This is a genomic window from Aestuariirhabdus sp. LZHN29 (genome assembly GCF_049985285.1).
Classification (GTDB): Bacteria; Pseudomonadota; Gammaproteobacteria; order Pseudomonadales; family Aestuariirhabdaceae; genus Aestuariirhabdus.
This window is the reverse complement of record NZ_JBNIEU010000004.1, coordinates 277,236-297,167: the sequence shown is the minus strand read 5'-3', so window position 1 is coordinate 297,167 and position 19,932 is coordinate 277,236. Positions and strand designations below refer to the sequence as shown.

General features: G+C 53.6%; 21 protein-coding genes, 1 tRNA gene and 1 pseudogene. 14 read left to right on the top strand and 9 right to left on the bottom strand.

Going from position 1 to position 19,932, the window contains the following annotated elements:
• Positions 1-60 precede the first annotated feature (60 nt).
• Positions 61-1,896 (top strand): hypothetical protein, encoded by a 1,836-nt coding sequence (locus ACP3PW_RS15470; RefSeq protein WP_426417630.1) that lies wholly within the window; start codon positions 61-63, stop codon positions 1,894-1,896.
• Positions 1,897-1,911: 15 nt separating this feature from the next.
• On the opposite strand, the gene ACP3PW_RS15465 is transcribed toward ACP3PW_RS15470, so the two are convergent.
• Positions 1,912-2,151: a hypothetical protein gene (locus ACP3PW_RS15465; protein ID WP_426417629.1), complete on the bottom strand. Its 240-nt coding sequence runs from the start codon at positions 2,149-2,151 to the stop codon at positions 1,912-1,914.
• Positions 2,152-2,470: 319 nt separating this feature from the next.
• Between ACP3PW_RS15465 and ACP3PW_RS15460 the strand changes: the two genes are divergently transcribed.
• The 3 genes from ACP3PW_RS15460 to ACP3PW_RS15450 are packed head-to-tail and all read left to right on the top strand — an operon-like array spanning position 2,471 to position 4,320.
• Positions 2,471-3,220, top strand: coding sequence for an OmpA family protein (locus ACP3PW_RS15460; RefSeq protein WP_426417628.1), 750 nt, complete (start codon positions 2,471-2,473; stop codon positions 3,218-3,220).
• A gap of 51 nt (positions 3,221-3,271) precedes the next feature.
• Positions 3,272-3,544 (top strand): membrane protein insertion efficiency factor YidD, encoded by a 273-nt coding sequence (gene yidD, locus ACP3PW_RS15455; protein ID WP_426417627.1) that lies wholly within the window; start codon positions 3,272-3,274, stop codon positions 3,542-3,544.
• A gap of 2 nt (positions 3,545-3,546) precedes the next feature.
• Positions 3,547-4,320: a substrate-binding periplasmic protein gene (locus tag ACP3PW_RS15450; RefSeq protein WP_426417626.1), complete on the top strand. Its 774-nt coding sequence runs from the start codon at positions 3,547-3,549 to the stop codon at positions 4,318-4,320.
• A 13-nt stretch (positions 4,321-4,333) separates the two neighbouring features.
• Here ACP3PW_RS15450 and ACP3PW_RS15445 read toward each other — a convergent pair whose 3' ends face one another.
• The 3 genes from ACP3PW_RS15445 to ACP3PW_RS15435 are packed head-to-tail and all read right to left on the bottom strand — an operon-like array spanning position 4,334 to position 8,693.
• On the bottom strand, positions 4,334-5,536 hold the full coding sequence (locus ACP3PW_RS15445) for a lipocalin-like domain-containing protein (protein WP_426417625.1): 1,203 nt from the start codon (positions 5,534-5,536) through the stop codon (positions 4,334-4,336).
• A complete protein-coding gene (locus ACP3PW_RS15440) occupies positions 5,533-8,043 on the bottom strand; it encodes an ABC transporter permease (RefSeq protein ID WP_426417624.1) in 2,511 nt (836 codons plus the stop codon). Before ACP3PW_RS15440 ends, ACP3PW_RS15445 begins: the two co-directional genes overlap by 4 nt.
• The gene (locus ACP3PW_RS15435) at positions 8,043-8,693 is read right to left on the bottom strand and encodes an ABC transporter ATP-binding protein (protein ID WP_426417623.1); all 651 of its coding nucleotides are present in this window, start codon (positions 8,691-8,693) and stop codon (positions 8,043-8,045) included. Before ACP3PW_RS15435 ends, ACP3PW_RS15440 begins: the two co-directional genes overlap by 1 nt.
• A 121-nt stretch (positions 8,694-8,814) precedes the next feature.
• On the opposite strand from ACP3PW_RS15435, the pseudogene ACP3PW_RS15430 reads away from it, so the two are divergent.
• Positions 8,815-9,540, top strand: a pseudogene (locus ACP3PW_RS15430) (M23 family metallopeptidase); the annotation flags it as partial.
• A 95-nt stretch (positions 9,541-9,635) separates the two neighbouring features.
• Here the strand turns inward: ACP3PW_RS15430 and ACP3PW_RS15425 are convergent.
• Complete coding sequence (locus tag ACP3PW_RS15425; RefSeq protein ID WP_426417622.1) at positions 9,636-10,526, bottom strand: DMT family transporter; 891 nt, start codon at positions 10,524-10,526, stop codon at positions 9,636-9,638.
• Positions 10,527-10,638: 112 nt separating this feature from the next.
• Here ACP3PW_RS15425 and ACP3PW_RS15420 point away from each other — a divergent pair.
• From ACP3PW_RS15420 to ACP3PW_RS15410, 3 genes are all read left to right on the top strand, one after another.
• Positions 10,639-10,714: transfer RNA gene (locus ACP3PW_RS15420), tRNA-Arg, on the top strand.
• A 79-nt stretch (positions 10,715-10,793) separates the two neighbouring features.
• Entirely contained in the window at positions 10,794-11,471 is a 678-nt protein-coding gene (locus ACP3PW_RS15415; protein ID WP_426417621.1) for a TIGR04283 family arsenosugar biosynthesis glycosyltransferase, read from the top strand.
• Between the two features lie 9 nt (positions 11,472-11,480).
• Positions 11,481-12,095 carry a TIGR04282 family arsenosugar biosynthesis glycosyltransferase gene (locus tag ACP3PW_RS15410; protein ID WP_426417620.1) on the top strand — a complete coding sequence of 205 codons (615 nt, stop codon included), beginning with the start codon at positions 11,481-11,483 and terminating at the stop codon, positions 12,093-12,095.
• A 66-nt stretch (positions 12,096-12,161) separates the two neighbouring features.
• Here ACP3PW_RS15410 and ACP3PW_RS15405 read toward each other — a convergent pair whose 3' ends face one another.
• From ACP3PW_RS15405 to flgA, 4 genes are all read right to left on the bottom strand, one after another.
• Entirely contained in the window at positions 12,162-12,890 is a 729-nt protein-coding gene (locus tag ACP3PW_RS15405; RefSeq protein ID WP_426417619.1) for a flagellar brake protein, read from the bottom strand.
• A 51-nt stretch (positions 12,891-12,941) separates the two neighbouring features.
• Positions 12,942-13,421 (bottom strand): flagella synthesis protein FlgN, encoded by a 480-nt coding sequence (locus tag ACP3PW_RS15400; protein WP_426417618.1) that lies wholly within the window; start codon positions 13,419-13,421, stop codon positions 12,942-12,944.
• 10 nt (positions 13,422-13,431) lie between these two features.
• Complete coding sequence (gene flgM, locus ACP3PW_RS15395; protein WP_426417617.1) at positions 13,432-13,761, bottom strand: flagellar biosynthesis anti-sigma factor FlgM; 330 nt, start codon at positions 13,759-13,761, stop codon at positions 13,432-13,434.
• Between the two features lie 166 nt (positions 13,762-13,927).
• The gene (gene flgA, locus ACP3PW_RS15390; RefSeq protein ID WP_426417616.1) at positions 13,928-14,659 is read right to left on the bottom strand and encodes a flagellar basal body P-ring formation chaperone FlgA; all 732 of its coding nucleotides are present in this window, start codon (positions 14,657-14,659) and stop codon (positions 13,928-13,930) included.
• A 283-nt stretch (positions 14,660-14,942) separates the two neighbouring features.
• On the opposite strand from flgA, the gene ACP3PW_RS15385 reads away from it, so the two are divergent.
• The 6 genes from ACP3PW_RS15385 to flgE all read left to right on the top strand — a co-directional run bounded on the left by ACP3PW_RS15385 (position 14,943) and on the right by flgE (position 19,928).
• Positions 14,943-15,872 carry a chemotaxis protein CheV gene (locus tag ACP3PW_RS15385; protein WP_426417615.1) on the top strand — a complete coding sequence of 310 codons (930 nt, stop codon included), beginning with the start codon at positions 14,943-14,945 and terminating at the stop codon, positions 15,870-15,872.
• Between the two features lie 31 nt (positions 15,873-15,903).
• On the top strand, positions 15,904-16,764 hold the full coding sequence (locus ACP3PW_RS15380; protein WP_426417614.1) for a CheR family methyltransferase: 861 nt from the start codon (positions 15,904-15,906) through the stop codon (positions 16,762-16,764).
• A gap of 287 nt (positions 16,765-17,051) precedes the next feature.
• Positions 17,052-17,462 (top strand): flagellar basal body rod protein FlgB, encoded by a 411-nt coding sequence (gene flgB / locus ACP3PW_RS15375; RefSeq protein WP_426417613.1) that lies wholly within the window; start codon positions 17,052-17,054, stop codon positions 17,460-17,462.
• Between the two features lie 2 nt (positions 17,463-17,464).
• Positions 17,465-17,905: a flagellar basal body rod protein FlgC gene (gene flgC, locus ACP3PW_RS15370; protein ID WP_426417612.1), complete on the top strand. Its 441-nt coding sequence runs from the start codon at positions 17,465-17,467 to the stop codon at positions 17,903-17,905.
• Between the two features lie 10 nt (positions 17,906-17,915).
• Positions 17,916-18,602, top strand: coding sequence for a flagellar hook assembly protein FlgD (locus ACP3PW_RS15365; protein WP_426417611.1), 687 nt, complete (start codon positions 17,916-17,918; stop codon positions 18,600-18,602).
• A gap of 30 nt (positions 18,603-18,632) precedes the next feature.
• Positions 18,633-19,928 carry a flagellar hook protein FlgE gene (flgE, locus tag ACP3PW_RS15360; RefSeq protein ID WP_426417610.1) on the top strand — a complete coding sequence of 432 codons (1,296 nt, stop codon included), beginning with the start codon at positions 18,633-18,635 and terminating at the stop codon, positions 19,926-19,928.
• Positions 19,929-19,932: the final 4 nt, after the last annotated feature.

The window sequence follows — 19,932 nt, the reverse complement described above, 5'->3', positions numbered from 1 at the left end:
CACGATACCCTGTTTTTCAGTTTCGCCAGGACGCTAAGCAAAACGTAGAAGGATTTGATAATGATTACGCGCAAACTGGGTAAATTGCTTCGAGGCAATGCCTCCCCGGCACAATTGGCCATTGGTGGTTTTCTTGCTGTCTTATTAGGGTTTCTTCCCGCCTTTTCGACCGCGCCAGGATTGACAATATTGGTCGTTCTGCTGCTGCTGGTACTTAATGCAAACCTGACGCTGGTGGGGCTTTTGTTTGCGGTTTCAAAGATACTCTCCCTGCTATTGCAGCCGGTAAGTTTTGCCCTTGGACGGCAGTTACTGGAAGGCGGGGCAGAGCCGTTTTTTGTTGTTTTGGTGAATGCGCCGGTACTTGCCCTGTTCGGGTTTGAATACTATCTCACCACGGGTGCTACTGTATTGGGCGCTGTTCTGGGGGCGGTTTGTGCGCTGGTCCTGGTCGTGCTTGTTGGGGGGTTCCGTCGCAAAATGGCGGCTATGGAGCAAGGCAGTGATTGGTACGCAGCGGCCACTAGCAATATGGGTGGGCGCATCTTGACCTGGGTGTTTATGGGGGGCGGAAGTGATCAGCGCTATCAGGAGCTTCTACAGGTAAAGGGTAAATCGATTCGCTGGTCTGGTGTGGTAGTGGCTGCCGTAATCTGTATATTGTTGTGGGTTTTGCAGGGGGTGTTTGCGAGCAGTTGGCTGGTCGGGCAGCTGCGTCAGGGTGCGGAGCAGGCCAATGGCGCCACGGTAGATCTAGAGAGCGGAGAGCTCGATCTCGCAGCAGGGCGTTTGGTGTTGCGCGGTATTGCCGTTGCCGATCCTGAGGCGCTGGAGCGAAACCTGTTCAGTGCGGAGCTTTTAGAAGCAGACCTCAGTAGTGCCGACCTTTTGCGCAAGCGCTTGCGTCTGGAAAAAGTCACCATTAGCAAGGGGGCTTATGGCGCCCAGCGCGTCCAGCCGGGTACGCTTTTAACTCAGCAGTCGGTACCTGAGTCGGTGGAGCAACCCGGTGAAGCAGCGGCTGATTCGGCAGCGGGTTTGACGCAAGGAGAGATCGATCGTTTTTTGACGACGGGTAAGTTGTGGCGGCAACGGTTGCAGCAGATCTCCCATTGGCTGGAGCGTATCCCTGCGGCGCCAGCAGAGGATTCTCCGGTGGCTACGGAAACTCTGGAGGAGAGGTTGCGGCGCGAGGTGGAGAGGTATGGTTATGCGGCTATTCGCGCAGATCACCTGATTCAGAAGGTGCCTTTACTCTCTATCGGTTTGTTGCAGGCCGATAAGGTGACGGTACCCGATTGGCCTGACGTGACGCTGCAAATTAGAGCGCAAGAGATATCTACACAACCCTGGCTGTTAGCGGCGCCACCCGCGATTAAGTTGGAATCAAGTGATCAGCGGTTATTAGTCGCGATGACATTGGCGCAGCTCAGTATGGCAGGCGGAAAGAACGATACTCGTCTGCGTCTGCAACGCTGGCCGGCACAGCCCCTGCTTGACCAGCTCAAGGTGCAGGGAGGCACGAGTGTGCGTGGTGGAGAGCTGAGTGTGGATGCGACAGGGAGTATCGGTTTGGAAGCGGAACCAACAATCGACCTGCCCTTAATGCTGGAGCTTACCAATGCAACGTTGATGGTCAATGGCGCTGGAGAGGCACCTATCCGGCGCTTGCAAGCGCGGGTAGGTTTGAGTGGACCTCTGGCGTCACCACAGGTGAGTGTTGATCAGAAAGGATTACGGCAATCGATTGAGAACATAGGCGGAGATCTGCTTAAACAGCGAGCTACGGAGGAGATCGACAAACAGACCGCCAAAGCCAGGGATAAAGCCCAGCAGGAAGCGGAGTCAAGACTTGGAGATGAAGTGGGAGGAGCGCTGAAGGGAATTTTTAAATAGCGCTCCCAGAATTGCTTATGCGGCGATTTTAGGAGGTGCCTTGGTGGCGGGTTGATCCAGGTGCAAAGCCTGGAGCAGGTCGTCGCGGCACTCGTATGCGTTGATTCCGCGATCCCAATCCTCATGGATAAGGTGTGCTATATCGCCATTACGCCCAATGGAACCAAGTCCGGACGGAACCCCGTTACTCTTGTTACTGGCTAGCGTTGTATCGTCACGATTTAAGTCGTGAAGTGAAATCTTAAGCAGATCCATAACGCACACACGGTAATCTGAATAGAATCCAAATTGGCGCTGAATCTCATTTCTGAGAAGAAGGTGCTTCAAATAACCAAACATTGTTATTTACCTCTCGGTTTTTCCAATATCAAACTAGCCCCAAACGAGGGCTTCGTATATACGCAAATACCGCAATAAACCAGTAAAATAGCGAAATTGTGCTCTGTGTCCGTTTGCAGGCACTGGTACAATGGTGCCCGAACCTAAAATAGCGGAAGCAAAAAGCAATTATCACGCCATCGGCAGGAATATTGCATGTTTTGGCCCCTAAACCCGTCAGTAGGAAGCTGATGATATGCGATTAAAACCCTGGCTAACCCTTTTACTATCTTCGGTGATGATGGTGCTGGGTGGCTGTGCTTCACAGGAACCGGAGCAAGCCGACTCATTTTGGGAGATCTGCTCCGGAAGTGGCGCACTCATCGGTGGCTTGGCGGGGGCCGCAGTGGCAGGCCCTGCAGGCGCACTGATTATTGCCGGTGTAAACAGTAGCCTTGGATGCTACATAGCGACCGGGCCGGTGGTGGGAGCCCCAATAGAGCGACCGGTTGACTGTCCCTTTGGCGACTGCCAGGAAACCATGGTTGCCGATGCGGATACCGAAGAGTTGATTCTGCCTGGCCGGCCAACAATAGCGATGGCCGCCCCTGCGGTTGACGCCGTTGCTCCGGTCGTTACCGCTTCAGATTCTCTGGAAACGTCGGCCGAAGGTCCTATTCTTGGCACGATCTATTTCGACGCCAACTCTTCCGAACTGCGCTCTCGGGATGAGGCAAAGCTTCGCGCCTACGCCAAGTTTATCAAGAGCACAGGTAATTACGCGATCGTGCTGCATGGTTATAGTGATGATGATGGCTCCGTCGCCAAGAATCTATTGCTATCGAAGAAGCGAGCCGAAACTGTACGGGAATATCTCGAAGGGGAGCGTATCCTCGACGGGGATATGGCGGTTAAGTTTTACGGCAATCGCAACCCGCTTACGCCTGGCGGAGGGGAAGATACCCGAGCCCTCAATCGCCGTGTGGTACTCAGGCTGGTAAGATAACGGCTGTTCTCTAGTTAGGGTCACGGCAATGCTGAGTTGGCATAGTATCTCGTGAAATATCTGCTTAAAAAACTGCTGCGCCTGTACCAGGTGGCGATCAGTCCTCTGTTGGGGCCGCGTTGCCGTTTTTATCCGAGTTGTTCGGAGTACGCAATCGAAGCCATAGAGTTGCACGGCGTTATCAAGGGCGGTTGGCTCAGCCTAAAGAGATTGGGGCGCTGTCACCCCTTCAGTGGATGCAGTGGAATCGATCCGGTACCCGGGTCAACACTGTCTGCAGAATATAATCAACATCAACATCAACAGCACTCACCGGGAGATTGAGCATGTCACGCCGATGGATATGGCTCGTGGCTGTGATGGGAGCCGCCTTTTTTTCTGCGCAAGCCTTCTCTGAGGTGCGGCCTCTACGAGTTGTCTATGCTAATCAATGGGCTCCTATCTCTTATGGGGATGAGGTCCAGGTTAGGGGGATTTTACCTGCGCTGGTCGATGAGATTGTCAAAAAGCGCATGGGGGTAGATGTTGTGCACCGCGGGGTTCCCTGGGGGCGAGCCCAGAGTATGGTGCGATCAGGCTCTGCTGACGGCTTTATCACTACGCCGACGGAGGCGCGATTGCGCTATAGTCAGCGCTCTAGTGAGACCGTCTATGAATTGACCTTTCGGGCGTACTCGCGCAAAGGCTCAGACATTGGCGAACAACTGGATTCCGGAGTGACTCTGCCGGCGTTGGCTCACTACCAGTTTTGTGATGTGTTGGGGAATAGCTGGGCCGATCACTTTTATGGTGAGTTGGAGATCGCATTTGAAGCGACCCCTGTTGTTGATAACTGTTTAAAAATGTTATCGATGGGGCGTACGGACCTGCTGATTCATTCCGAGGTGGTGACCGAAGATAAGATTCTGGAGCTCGATCTAGATTGGTCCATCCAGCGTCATGATGGGGTTTTTGATCGAGTCGAGTTTGTGTTAATGCTCTCTAACCAGTCGAGTTTTGATGCGGCGTTTATCCAGCGCTTTGATAAAGAGTTGGCTTTAATGAAAGTGGATGGAAGCTACCAAGCGTTAATTGATAGGGTCCGTAACGAGGGCTACTGAACCTAAGGGCTATTTAGTACCCGCTGAGTTCAACGTAGCCTGCGCCAGTATGGGAGCCGCTGACGGCAACAGCACCTTCCCAATAGACCACGGTGAGGTGCATCTCCTGATCCTTTACTCGCGGCTCAATGCTTAGGTCTAACTGGTAGCGAGGGATGTGGATACGCCACCCGCTGGGGTATCTGCGTGAGTCGGGACTATCCCAGTAGCCGGATATTTTCACATCGACCTCTTTGGGCTCCAGGGATAAGCGGTTGCCGCGGGCATCGACCAGAGTAATTGCTCGTGTGTTGAGTTTTGGGTCGCTGCTGCGAATCTCGAACCACATCAAAGTCATTCCATTATCCAGTTGCAGCGAGAACCAATCCCACCCCAGCTGTCCGTTTTCGAGATAGCTGCTTCCCCATTCATGGTCGAACCAGGCTTGGCCCTCGACCGCTATCCGCGCGGCATTATCGGTTGAGATAGAACCGCTTACTTTAAGCCGGGGATAGGAGTAGTAGTGGGATGCGGTATTGGGCCCTTTGGGACTAAAACCCTGATCCCCTTGGAGCACAATGGGGGCCCCGCTCTCCATGACCAAGTTAAGATCCAGTGGCAGCAGGGGGTCCTGCGCGGTCAGCATTAAGGGTAACCACGCACTGTTTCGCAGTGATTCGATACGCCAGTTTTTTATCCAGACGCGCGGAGGCTCAAGGGCGGATCCGGCAATGTCGGGCCCGGCCCGGCTGATCATTTCACTGGCGAGGTGTTGCCCGCTTTCGAAATCCGTAAGGGCAAGGTGGCCCATGTAGATTTGGGGGGAGTTCCATCCCTCACTGTGGGTATCGAGTGGCGTCAGGGCATGCCTGAAGATGGTGAACTGAAAGCCATAACGAAACTCCGGGCTTTCCGGTGAGCGAAGTTGGCCGGTGAAATACCACCATTCGCTTCGGTACTCCGGGTGGCCAATATGGTCCCTGGGGAAGCTGAACGGGCGTGGCCCGCTAACCTGGGGGAAAACAGGCCCCGCTGCCCCCTCTCCCAACAGGGATCCGAGGGTGAGGTCTCTATCGCCCCCTGTCTGCGTTGCGTTGGTTTCGACCTCCCCGGGCGTCTGTTTTAGGTGTCCGTTTGGTGAATCGATTGATTCTGTGTGGAGAGTTAGCAAAGCGAGAATCCCTGCCGTAACAAGTGCCGCTAGCAAGCTGAGTCGGATGGTGGCGGAGCGCTTCATTCGTGCTCCTGCGATGGGGGCAAGGGGCGTGCCATTTGCCAGGCGGGATAAAGCGTTGCCAATAAGGCTGCCGTGCAGCCGAGCAGTATAGGATGAAGCCAGAAGCCGCTATGGTGAATAAGGGGCAGGTTCCAGCCAAAGGCTTTGAGGTTGATCACTTTAAGTAGCACCCAGGCCAGCGCCTCTCCGCAAGGGATTGCAATAATCCCTGCGCAAAGCCCAATAATGAGTCCCTCTCCCAGTAGCAGGCTCGCACGCTCGGCGGCGCTTAATCCGAGCTGATGGAATACTCTCATCTGCTTTCTGCGTTCGAGCAATATCGCCAGCAGCGATGCAAACAGCCCCATAAATGCAACCAGGACCGCGAGAAGCTGCAGCGCCGAAGTGATAGCAAAAGTTTGATCGAACACGTTCAGCGACCGTTCTCGTAGCGCTTCCTGATCGATAACATCCACGCGGGACTGCCAGTGGGCATTCAGGGAGTTCTTGAGGGTTCTGCTATCGACAGTGCTGTAGATTCCCAGTGCACTGGCAGCGGGTAAAGGGGACAGGGATTCGAAAAGAGATGCGCTGACTGCAAGACGCCCCTGCTCGCTGCCGTAGTCCTGAAAAATTGCCACCACTTCAAGTGGGATGGCTTGACCGTTAAGGTTCGCGGTCAGGGTGTCGCCTACCTTCAGGTTCAGGTGGTAGGCCAGGGGTTCGCTAATAATGGTGGCCGACTGGCTGGCGAGCTGCTTCCAGGGTGGGGTTCCGTTATCCTCCAGCAGCTGGTATCCCTTATGGGAGGGTGGGGGGAAGTTACCGATAATCATTTCAACCTCCCGGCTGCCTATCCAGACAGGTTGAAATGCAAACTCGGAGATCTGTTGGACCCCATCGGTTTGCCGCAGGTTCATGATTAACTCTGGGGGGATGCGGGGGCGTGCAGACCCGCTAATGGCACTCATCCTGAGATAGATTGGTGCATTGAGGCGCTGGTCCAGCCACTGCTCAACGGATTCACGAAAACTGTTGATCATCAGTTGCATGCCGAAGCTGGTCGCAACGGCGACCATCAATGCGCTCAGGGCGACTCGGGTACGGCTAAGGTTGTGCAGGGTCTCGCGCAACAATAGCAAGCCCAGCCAGTGCTTGTTGGGCATTACCCTTTCCCGGTACTTTAGCGCGAAGCGCAGGGTCTGGCTCAGCATTAGCGGCGCGAGTAATGCGGTGCCCAACAGCAGAGTGCTGATGGCGACGTAGCTCACCAGTATCGGGGTGTTGGGCAAAGCAATCAGAATGGGGGCTGCCAGTAGGAGCAGGAGCGCTATAGGGAGTTGCCAGCGGGGTAGGGTTTCGCTACCGCCGAACGAACCTTGTGCAGCACCAAAGGGGCGGGGTTCGGTGCCGGGGGCGCTAATAAAGGGCATGAGGCAAGCGCCAAAACTGGCACCACAACCAATGATCAAAGCAGACTTCAGGTTTCCAGCGTGCAGTGATACCGCAGTACTACCTCCTGCCATCACACCGCTGCTCATAAGCGCAGCGAGTTGGTGGGCCAGTAGCCATCCCAACGGGATCGCAAATGCTGAGGCACTAATCGATAGTGCCGCGTACTCAACCACGAGGCACTTGCCTATCTGGCGATTGCTGGCTCCCAGAGTTCGCAGTTGGGCCAATATGGGCTGGCGCTGGAGGAAACCAAAATGACTGCTGTTGTAGACCAGGAACAGACCCATTAGAAGTGCCATGGCGCTAAGGGCATTCAGGCTTAATTCAAAGGAGCTGCGCATCTGTAGCAGGTTTTTGACCTGCGTGTCCAAATGTCGCAACTGGAGGGAAGAGGGTAGCAGGGCCTGGATTTGATTGCGGGTGTTGTCATCCAGTCTTAGCCGTACTTGACTGATCGCCGGCTCGGAGCCCAGTAGCTCCATAGCCTTACCGATGTCTATAAACGCAACAGGACCCGAAAGCGTAGGGTGTGACGGGCTCACCTCGATAGTTCCCAGCAGGCGCAGGGATATAGCGCCACTTGGGCCTTGAAATAGCCGTTCGCTGGTAGGGCTCCACAGCAGTGTTGTTGCCGAATCTCGATCCAGGTAGACACCGTTGCCCTGACCCATTAAACGGTAGCCATCGAACATCGGTGCAGTATCCGCCGCCGATACGCGTTCAAAATCGCGTAGGCTGTAGGGGTCTACCCCCAGTATATCGATACTCAGCCCCGTCGTGGGGTCGATCACGGGAACCCGCAATAGTGGCGTTGCCTTAAGGCCGGGGATTCTGCGCAGCAGTATTCGGTAGTAGCGTTCGAGGGTTACCGGGTCCCCTTCCAGTAGGTGAGTGGTAGCGGGATTCAAGGCTTGCTGCGAGACTGCAATGCTGCGCCGTGCGCTGTCATTGAGCAGTTCCACTGCAATGATGGTTGCGACGCCGACAGCAATACCGATCCACATCAATAACAGCTGCCAGGGGTGCTGACGGTAGTGTCCAATAATTGCCTGGAATATCAACGGAAGCTTCATCAGATTTTTATCAGGCGGCCATCGTGCAGGCGATAGCTTTGATCGGTCAGGGTTTGCAGGGCTTCATTATGGCTAACGATCAGCAGGGTTTGTCCTAGTTTGCGAACTTGCTCGAACATCACCTGAATGACTGCGCGCGCCGTGATGTTGTCGAGGCTGCCTGTAGGCTCATCCGCCAACATCAGGGTTGGTTTGTGAATCAGTGCCCGGCAGATGGCTACCCGCTGCTGCTCCCCGCCAGAGAGTGAGGCGGGCATGCGCTGTGCCTTATCGATGAGTCCAACCGCCTCGAGCAGCGCCGCGGGTTTTTCGTCTCGCTCCTGAATTCGGTTGAGTTGAAGTGGTAAGCGTAGGTTTTGCTCGACTGTCAGGGTCGGGATCAAATTGTAATGCTGGTAAACAAACCCGATATGGCGCCTGCGCACCAGCGTTCGTTGGTGGTCGTTCATGGCATGAAGCGGATTGCCGGCAACGCAGATCTCACCGCTATCGGGCAGTTGCAAACCCGCAAGCAGGTTAAGCAGGGTTGACTTTCCCGAGCCACTTTCTCCCAACAGCAGGACGATGTCACCCGCGGGGATCTCCAGGTTGATATCCTGTAGTAAGGGCTGCGTGAAACCTTTGTAGAGCTGATGTGTGGTAACGATCACTAATGCGATTCACAGGGCATGGGGAGACGATTCTCGGTTGCGTGAAGTCACAGGGACTTTGCTGCTTGCTTTAATATAGTGTAGAAATGACTCGCGTTGAGCATTAATAAGTGGATGAGTTATGGGTCTGTTGCGGTTAGGTATTTTGTTTTTGTTTCTTATGACTGGCAGCTGGGGGAGTGCTACGGCTAATGAACCCCCATCATTGATTCAGGGCGGCCTCTATATCGGGAGCACCGACGCCGCCAACCAGGTGTGGGTCGGCAAGCGGCGACTACAGGTCGCGGATGATGGAACCTTTGTGATCGGCTTTGACCGTGACTCGGCGCTAGAGCAGTCCTACCGGGTGGTGTTACCGGATGGGCGCGAGCAAGCCCGTACTCTTGAGATTGCTCCCAGGGAGTATCGTATTCAGCGTATAGAAGGCATCGCAAAACGCATCATGCAGCCGAACGAAGATGACCTGATACGCATCCGAGCAGAAAATTCCAGGGTTCGCTCGGCACGAAAAAAGGATCTGCCAGAGTTGTTTTTTACCCAACCCTTTATTTGGCCGCTAACGGGGCGGATATCGGGTGTCTATGGCAGCCAGCGTTTTTATAATGGAGAGCCTCGACGCCCCCATTATGGTGTTGATGTGGCGGCCCCTGTCGGCACGGTGGTCGTAGCTCCAGCGGATGCCCTGGTGACCTTTGCCGAACCCAACCTGTTTTTTTCGGGTGGGACTCTCATCATGGATCATGGCCATGGAGTTTCCTCCAGTTTTTTGCATCTGAGCCGGTTGCTGGTGAAGCCGGGGGAGTGGGTAAAACAGGGTCAGCCGGTGGCGGAAGTAGGTGCCACCGGGCGCGTTACCGGTCCGCATCTGGACTGGCGTATGAACTGGTTTGAGAGGCGCATTGATCCGACCTTGCTGGTTCCTCCGATGTCCGAGGCGATCGCTCAGGAGCGGGTCGAGAGGTAAAGTCCGGCGAAGGTCAGCAGGCCGCCAACGGCATGGAAAATGAACAGCTGTTCTCCGAGCAATGGAATCGCTAATAAAATGGTAAAGATCGGGATCAGGTAGCTAAACAGCGTCGGCACGGTAGAACCCAAAACCTTGACCCCGTTGTTCCAGCACAGGTAGGCGACGATAGAAGGCAGGGCGGCGACGTAGGCAAATACCCACAAGTCATCGAGGGATGGAGAGTAGGCGCTGGTCAGCGATTCCCAGTAGTAAAAGGGAGCAATGACCGGGGCGCCCAATATAATGAGCGTTAACAGCAACGTTGCGGGTGGCAGTGGAGGGGAAAATTTCTTCAGCAAAATAGAGTACAGTGCCCAGCATACAGTGGCCAGGGTCATCACCAGGTCACCCTGACGAAACTCAAGCCCAGCCAGCCGTTGCCACTGTGCTTCGCTAATCAGGATCATTAGTCCCACGAGCGAGAGCAGTACCCCGGACACCTGTTTAATACGAGGACGTTCTCCCAATACCCAAAAGGCGAAGATGATGGCTGCGATCGGCATCGCTGTGGTGATCAGGGTGATATTAATCGCGGTAGATTTTTGCACCGCGATGTACAAAAAACTGTTGTAGCAGGTGATGCTGAGCACCGCGAGAATTTGTAGTCTCCAGTAGTGCTCGCGAACGATAGAGCGGTGGCGCCACAACTGCGCTCCGGCAATGGGAAGTAGCACAAGAAAGGCCAGGCTCCAGCGTCCCATGGAGAGTGCCATGGGAGGGATGGACCCAGCGGTATACTTTCCTACTAACGCATTGCCCGCCCAGGATAGTGCAGCAATGATTAATCCGGCGTAGGCAAACAGTCGAATGCGATGATGTGAGTCCATCTATATCTCTCGTGACCGTAAAGTCGGTGTGTGCGGCAACCCTGAAGATCGCCTTTTATAGGGGGCCTGCGGCATTGCAAAAGCCTGCTGATTCTGTAAGATTGCCAACTTCGCTCCTATAGTTCAACCGGATAGAACAGTCGCCTCCTAAGCGATCGATCGGGGTTCGAGTCCCTGTGGGAGCGCCACTCTTTCCCCTATCTCCATCGTGTCTGTTACCGAGCTTGATCGTTGTGCGGGCACGGAAACGGAGTCACTGCTGCTGTCATGCAAATTTCGATTATTGTTCCTGTGCTAAACGAGGCACCTTCCATTGTAGAAAGCCTGAAAAGGTTGCAAGCGATGCGAAAGTTGGGGCACGAAGTTATTCTGGTTGATGGTGGCAGTAAGGATCAAACCATACCGCTTGCCACCCCTTGGGTCGACAGTATTCATCGAAGTGATACCGGCAGGGCGCGCCAGATGATGGTTGGGGCCAGTAAGGCAAAAGGCGAGTTGTTACTGTTTTTGCACGCCGATACCTGCTTGCCGGCGGCTGCCGAAAGCTTATTAACCGAAGCCTGCTCCAGGGGAGACTGGGGGCGGTTCGATCTGCGGCTGAGCGGGCGGCACTGGTTATTCCCTGTAATTGCCTGGTTTATTAATCATCGCTCGCGCTGGAGCGGTGTCGCCACCGGTGATCAGGCGATATTTGTCCGTCGAACTCTGTTTGAGGCAGTTGGCGGCTTTGCCGATATTCCATTGATGGAAGATATCGAACTGAGCAAGCGACTGAAAAGAGTCGTTGCCCCGGTCTGTATCGGTATTCCCCTGATAACCTCCAGTCGTCGATGGGAATCTCATGGCGTGTTTAAAACGATTGTGCTGATGTGGAAGTTGAGATTGCTTTACTTTTTAGGCGTTTCACCTCGCTCTATTGCGCGCCAATACCGTAATCATGATTAAGAGGTTCAAGTGAGCAGTACCCGGGCCCTATTGTTGTTTGCCAAGCCTCCGGTTCGGGGGCAAGTTAAAACACGTTTGATTTCCCAGTTAGGTGCAGGGGTTGCAACAGATATTCACCGTCGGCTGTTAAGCGATACGGCGATGACGCTAACCCGGTGCAGTGGCGTTCAGCTCCAGCTTTGGATGGGGTTTGATGAGGGTCACTCGGCATTTTCAGCGCCGGTATTTAGCGGGTGGTCGCGCCACCTGCAGGTTGATGGTGGGCTGGGAGAGCGAATGGAAGCCGCTATTGCTTGTGCCCTGAAGTCGTACGAAACTGTCGTGGTGGTGGGCAGTGATTGCCCGGTACTCACTCCTGCGTATATTGAGTCGGCATTTATAGCCCTTGAGCAGCAGGCACCAGTGGTGTTTGGGCCGGCGGAGGATGGCGGTTATGTGCTGCTGGGACTGCGTGAGAATACCCCGGCACTGTTTCGGAATATCGATTGGGGCAGCGAGAGGGTAATGCAGCAAAGCCGGGAACGACTGCAGGCGCTGGCTATGCCCTGGGTGGAACTCGATACGCTGTGGGATGTCGATCGCCCGCAAGATGTCATGCGCTGGAAGAGAGACCTTTCTCTCTAAGGCTGTTAGTCAGTGTTTGTTTTTAGTGTTGTAAGTAGATAAAGGATGCTTGTGGGGAGGGCTGAATTAGTCGGTGGCGTGGCGGGAGTCGCGCTGCAGTTGATTAACGAAACGATCGATATAGCGTTCGTTGATGCCGCTTAAATTGCAATACTCGAAGCCAATCTGCACATCTTGCAACTCCTCGCGTACCAAAATGTTACGCACCAGTACGGTGGTATCTACCTCCATACTACCGGGAATCTGAAACCTCAGTGAGCTAAACCCGGCTCCACTATTTAGCTCAGTGCCCTTGAGGTTGGCCTGTTTCACCAAAACACGACAACCGGTGGCCGAGATGTCGACCAGGCGGGCCATGATCGGGTGTGGTAATTCGTCATCCTCCAGGACAACTTTCACATGGACCGATTGTTGGATGCGTGCTCGAAAGGCGTCCCTGCGTTGCATGTATCGCGCTTTGGCCGGAAATTTGATTCGGTATCCTGCGTTACCCTGTTGATCCAGGGTTAGCCGGTCCAGGACGTTGTCGTCAAATCGTAGTTGTACGCCGGATACGCTTCCGATCACGTGGAAGCGCTGTTGGTCACGGATCAATTGATCGCCAGGTGTGGGGGCCATGGAGTCCAGTTCGATCTCACCCTGATCAGTATCGATAGCAATGAACAGGGAGCGATATCCCTGCTCCTGGGCAGGGAAGTACAGGGTGACCGCCTCTTTACGCTCACAGGAAGCTATCAGGTAACTACCGATCTCACGAGGATTGGTAAGCAGGCGAAAATTGTCTTTGGAATCCATAATCGAGTGCAAACCTTATGCAACCCTACCGAGCCCTATTGGTAGAGGTAATCAAGCCTTGGTGATACTGCGGTGTTCGTTGCCCCGGGTAGCGGCCCCGTCTTCTCCGTACAGGCTAACAGATTTTACTGCAGAACCTCTATAGATGGTGAGAAGTCTGTCGACTGCTGCTCGGGTGTGCTGCAATACCTTGGCGTTGACAAGGTTTAGCTCCTTGCATTTCTCCAGGGTGCTTTCCAGCTCCTGCCACCGCGTACTAAGCTCCTCCTGATCTTCTATGGGAAGCGTGGCGATGTATTGGGACATTCCTTTCCGGTTGTGTTCAAAACCAAGCTCTGTCAACAGCTCGCTGCGTCGCTGGGCGTTGGCGTTGAGTTGATCGATGTAGGTTTGTTTTTCACCCAGTAGCGATTCGAGGGCTTCGGCGTCGCGCTTTTCCAGCGCTGTACGCTCTTTTAGCAGAATGTCGTGAAGGGTAGTGACGGTTTTACTATCTTGGAGGGAAAGATTGAGGATGGCGCGCTGCGGCATAGCATCTCCGTCAGAGTTTGTTGAGCTGAGTCTCCATGGAAAAGAGGTTGTCAGCGAGTTTACGGGCGTCTATCTGGTAAGAGCCATCTTCGAGCGCCTGCTTAATACTAGCAACCCTATCCTGATCGATATCGGGTTGGGCAGATAACTTCTCCTCGACCTGACGCAGGCTTTTGCCTTCGGCGCTCAGGTTAACCGAGTCAGTACGGCTCGCTGCGGGTTGAGAGACACTATTTTGTCCCTCCTGGCCTGCGCCAACAGTACCGCTCTGGCGGTCACGAGTTTCGTTAGTACGCGCACCTGCAGGATTCAGCAGATTGTTATTTATGTTGATAGCCATTGTGGCATCCTCAGAACATTTTAATTACCGTCAAACCGGTTAACGGCAGCGCTGGAAGAAACTTTAACATTTTTTTAATAAATTTGTCCCGTCCATTATATTGTCTTGAGCGAGACGTAAGAAACCTTAATAAACAGTATCTTAGCACCTGTTACCGGGGCTGTGGCTAAATTTTGATTTCAACCTGTTTGGGGCCCTTGACCGTTGCCTGAATGATCTTGTCGGAACTGTTATTCTTTACCCGAATCTGCTGGTTGATCTTTCCGTCGGATAACGCGGTTCCCATCATCTTGACGGATAAGCCGTTGCCGGTAGCGGTGATGGTCACAACTTCCCCCTTCTGCACGACCTCTTGGGCTTTCAGTAGCGATGGTGAGAGCGGTTGCCCTGGGCGTATTGACCGCTTGGCCTGCATATGAGTGATGCTGTCCAGTGTTGTAAAGTAGCCCCCCCTGAGGGTTGCAACATTATGCTCTTCGAGCGTTACGTACTCCGGAAAGAGCTCTTCTCTCTTATTGATCAGGCGGTTGGCGGTGATGACCTGACGGTAAACCTTGATCGTCGCCCCTACATAGATACCCCAGGGGTGATCGCCGCGACATTCGACCCGCACGGTTTGGCGCCCAGCCCTGTGGTGGCGGGTGTCTTCAATAACGGTGGCGGGAACTGAACAGGAGGGGAGTTTGAGTCGTGGGTCCAATTGATTGACCTCGACTTCAATGCGGCTGAGCGAGTCTCCCGTTTGGCGCAGGGTGGCTTGCTCCAACAGGTAGTTTTTGACCATTTTCTGTATATCAGGCAATGCACTCGCGCCTGGGCCTTTTCCCTGACCTTGGGCTACCGGTGCGAGTAGAGTCGTCCCGATCAATGCCAGTAAGGAGAGTGTTTTGTAGGTCATAGTAGTGCCTGTAATGTCAGATTTGGAGCGCCGGGTTTGTCTTGAGGTTGTCGAAAAGTTGGCGCTTTTAGGACTTGTTGTTAAAGCTAGCAAATTTGATGCCGATAAAATGTCTCTATACTCCCTTCCTGTGGGGGAGTTGTGCTGGTGTAATCCACACCCGGATGAAGTTGTTAAGTGGCTTCGCGAGCAGCTATAGTCTATTTACAGGTAAGCGATCTGTTGTTGAATCCGTAAGTGAAGGGTGCAGGCGGGTCTACCCATTGAATATCGGAGATAATCCATGGCAGGAGTGTTAGATAGTGTCAACAAGCGAACCCAGCTGGTTGGTGAAAACCGGCTAGAGTTGCTGTTGTTTCGGCTTAAGGGTAAGCAGCTTTATGGTATCAATGTGTTCAAGGTTAAGGAGGTGCTGCAGTGCCCACAGCTAACCATGATGCCCAAAAGCAGCCCGGTTGTGCGAGGGGTTGCCAATATCCGCGGCGGTACCATACCGATAATCGATATGAATATGGCGACGGGTCGAGGGCCGCTGGATGATGTAGCCAACTCTTTCGTTATCATCACCGAGTACAATATGAAGGTGCAGGGCTTTCTGGTACAGATGGTCGATCGTATCGTAAATATGAACTGGGGAGAGATCCATCCACCACCGAAGGGAACAGGGCGGGATCATTATCTGACCGCGGTAACCAAAGTCGATGATCAGTTGGTTGAGATTATCGATGTAGAGAAGATTCTTGCCGAAGTCGCCCCTCAGAGTGAAGCTGTAACCGAGGGCATAATTACCGATGAGGTGACCACCCATGCGCTGGCCCAAAAGGTGTTGGTTGCCGACGATTCTTCGGTAGCCCGCAAGCAGGTTCAGCGGTGCCTGGAGAATATTGGTGTTGAAGTTGTCCTTAAGAACGATGGTCGTGAAGCTCTCGATTACCTGAAGGAGTTAGTCGACGGGGGGGATGACATTGGCCAGCACCTGTTGATGATGATTTCGGATATTGAGATGCCCGAAATGGATGGGTACACTCTCACCACCGAAGTGAGGTCAGATCCGCGCCTGGCCAGCCTCTATATCGTTCTTCACACCTCTTTGAGCGGGGTATTTAATAAAGCGATGGTAGAAAAGGTGGGAGCTAACGACTTTATCGCCAAGTTTAATCCCGACGATCTTGCCGGCAGTGTTATCAAGCGCTTTCAGATTGAAACCAAATAGAGCCTGATGGGTTTATTAAAGGAGTAATACGTTGGCCGATATCGGACTAACCCAGGGCAGAGCCAGTGCGTCACCGGCTGGAGATTTCGAGGTTTTTAGTGAATTTCTCGAAAAAGCCTGTGGCATTGTTTTGGGAAAAAACAAGGAGTATCTGGTTAAAAGTCGGCTGCGGAAAATCCTTGCCAATCATGAGATCGGATCCCTTAGCGAACTGGTTAAACGAGTCAACGCCCAGCCGCGAGGCCCCCTGAAAGGCGAGGTAGTTGACGCGATGACAACCAACGAAACCCTGTGGTTTCGTGATAATTATCCTTTCGAAGTGCTGAAAAAGACCATTCTCCCCGACCTCGCCAAGCGTTTTCCAGGGCAACGGCTGCGGATCTGGTCTGCCGCCTGCTCCTCGGGCCAGGAGCCCTATTCGCAAAGTATTATCATCGATGAGTTTGAACGCACCAACCTTGGCCAATTACGAGGTGGGGTGCAGATCGTCGCTACGGACCTTTCCAGCAAGGTGCTGGGCGAAGCCAAACTCGGGGAGTACGACTCGCTGGCGTTGGGTCGCGGGCTCTCTGACGAGCGTTTGGAAAAGCACTTTATCCCGCTGGAAGGGCGACGTTGGCAGGTAAAACCCAACATTAAACAGCGAATCGATTTCAGAGCGATTAACCTGCAGGATAGCTACGTCACCCTCGGCAAATTCGATATCGTGTTCTGCCGCAACGTGCTGATCTATTTTTCTGCGGATTTCAAACGGGATATCCTCACTCGAATCCACGCAACCCTTAAGCCGGGTGGGTATCTTTTTCTGGGTGCGTCGGAAGCGTTGAACGGGCTTTCACACCTTTATGAAATGGTGCAGTGCCGTCCCGGTATTATGTACATCGCCAAGTAGTCGCCACTTTTGAGTGCGAATGATCGCGCTCAAACCTTTTACCCCAATCCTCCTCTGCGCCGATCCCGGTACGTTTTCCCCCTGAGCTGTCACCCCCCCTGACCCTATGCACTAAAAAAGCGGCAAAGAACCTCTTTTGGTTTGCCGCTTAGCCGGTGAATGCTTGCCGCTTTCTCTTTTTGTTCGGTTGTTTTATTTATAACCTATTGAAAAATAAAGATAAATAATTGTGGCATGTGCTTTGCTATTACAGTTCTGAAGACAACCTATTCAGTACGAGGCAAACCATGGCGATCAGTTTTGACAATGCCCTAGGCATCCACCCAGCAGCACTGCAGTTTCGTGCGCAACGCGCTGAGATACTCGCCAACAATCTTGCCAACGCAGACACTCCTGGCTTCAAGGCGCGTGATGTGGATTTTTCCACCGTGATGAAGCAGCAGGTGTCAGCCGTGGAACGTCAGGGGCAGCAAGGCTTGGAACGGACTCACTCCCAGCACGTTTCCGGCTTTATTGATGAGACCGCGCAGACCCAATTGCAGTATCGCGTCCCTAGCCAGCCCTCTATTGATGGCAATACCGTTGATACGCAGCGGGAGATTGCAGAGTTCACCCAAAACAAGATCGCATTTGATACCAGCTTCACCTTTCTCAACGCCAAGTTTAAAGGCTTGAGCACTGCTATTCGGGGTCAATAATTATGTCTCTCGCTAATGTATTTTCAATCGCAGGCTCTGGTATGAGCGCCCAATCCATTCGTCTTAATGCGACCTCTAGCAACATCGCTAATGCCGAAACCGTCAGTAGCAGCATCGATGAAACCTACAGGGCACGTTATCCGGTTTTTGCCCACGCGATGAATGACGCTCAGGAGGAGGGTTCCTTATTTGAGGACCAGCCTAAAGCCGTCGGAGCCGGTGTTCAGGTTATGGGGGTTGTTGAGAGCCAGGAAGCGCTGCAAGCCCGCTATGACCCCAATCACCCGATGGCCAATGAAGAGGGGTATGTCTACTACCCCAATGTGAATGTGGTTGAGCAGATGGCGGATATGATCTCGGCGTCGCGCTCATTCCAGACCAATGTAGATGTATTGAATACCGCCAAATCAATGATGCAGAAAGTCCTCACGCTGGGGCAGTAAGGAGAGAGTGATGAGCCTGAATAGTGTTGCCAGCCCGTCTGTGATGGATCAGTACTCCATCACCAACGCGCAGGAAAACCAGAAGAAAAGCGATGAGCTGGGGAAGAACGAGTTTCTTGAGCTGCTGGTTGCGCAAATGAACAATCAAAACCCGCTGGAACCCCAGGAAAACGGTGAGTTTATCGCACAGTTGGCCCAATTCAGTACCGTAGAAGGTGTTGAAAGTATGAACAGCTCCATGCAGGACTTTGTCGCCGGGATGCAGTCTAGCCAGGCGCTACAAGCCTCTTCCCTGGTTGGCAGAACGGTTATGGTAGGAATGGAGCAGACACAGGTAGAGACCGGTCGAGGGAGTAATGGATTGGTGGTGCTGCCAGCCTCCACACCTGACCTGACGGTTAATGTCTACAGTGCCAATGGAGACCTGGTGAGGCAGCTGCCAATGGGTACCCAGGCCCAGGGCAATATCGAATTTGATTGGGATGGCAAGGATGGTAGCGGCAACACTATGCCGACCGGAGAATATCGCTTCGAAGCGATGGCCCTGATTGACGGCCAGTCCCAACAGGTACCCACAGTATTGCCGGCCCATGTGAACAGTATCACGCTCGGGGCTCAGGGTGCCGGGGATGTAATTTTGAATCTGGATGGTCTGGGCTCGGTCCTGCTGTCCGACGTGCAGATGATCAAAGAGTAATTCGCTCAGCGAGCGATCAGGAGAGTAATCATGGCTTTTAATATCGGTTTGAGTGGCATTCGCGCTGCGGGCAATGAGCTGGAGGTGACCGGTAACAATATCGCCAATGCTAGCACCATCGGCTTTAAGTCTTCCCGAGCGGAGTTTGCCGATGTCTATGCGGCATCAACATTGGGTACCGCCGCTAACGCCACCGGCAGTGGGGTACTGCTGTCCAACATTGGCCAGCAGTTTTCCCAGGGCAGTATCAACTTCACCAGCAATAGTCTGGATATGGCGATCAACGGTGACGGTTTCTTTGTCCTCGATAATAACGGTGAGGCTACCTACAGCAGAGCCGGTTATTTCGGTACCGATAAAAACGGATTTATCGTCAATAATTTCGGCAAGAACCTGCAGGGGTATGCGGCCGACTCAACCGGTCAAATTCTAACTGGAGTATTGACAGATTTGCAGATCGACACCACCAACCAGTCGCCCCAGGCGACCGGTACGGTGGATCAGACAGTAAACCTGAATTCCAGCGATCTGGTGCCTGCCATAGCACCTTTCGACCCTACTGATCCCTCGACCTATAATTCAGCAACATCGGTAAACGTGTACGACTCATTGGGTAACTCGCATATTCAAACCCAGTATTTCGTCAAGACCGGTGCCAATAGCTGGGATATGACCGTTCTTATTGATGGGCGGGATTTTGACGGTACTTTGCCCGATGGCACGCCGCCACCGGATAACCCAGCCGCCAACGTTTTTGCCCCATTCACCCAGGCATTAACCTTTGACTCTGCTGGGCAACTTACGGTGCCTGCCGCGGGTACTCCTGTTGTACTGGCTGGCTGGGAGCCCCGGGATAGTTCCGGAACCCAAAACGGTGCCACATCACCGACAGGGTATGATCTTGATCTGACGGGCAGTACCCAGTTTTCCAGCTCCTTTGCGGTGACCAGCGTAACCCAGGATGGTTTTAGCACCGGACAGTTGGCGGGCCTCGAGGTATCCGATGAGGGTATTCTGTTTGCTCGTTACACCAACGGTCAGAGCCGTACCCAGGGTCAGGTGGTTTTTGCCAATTTCGCCAATACCGAGGGGCTGAGTCCGCTGGGCAAAACGGAGTGGGCTGAATCCTTTGTCTCTGGTAGTCCTGTGGTGGGTACGCCACGCTCAGGAACCTTGGGAGCCCTGCAAGCCGGTGCGTTGGAAGCCTCCAATGTTGAATTGTCCGATGAGCTGGTCGCCCTGATTATTGCTCAGCGGAACTACCAGGCGAACGCCAAGACCATTGAGACCTCCGACGCGGTCACCCAGACCATACTCAATATCTAGCGTA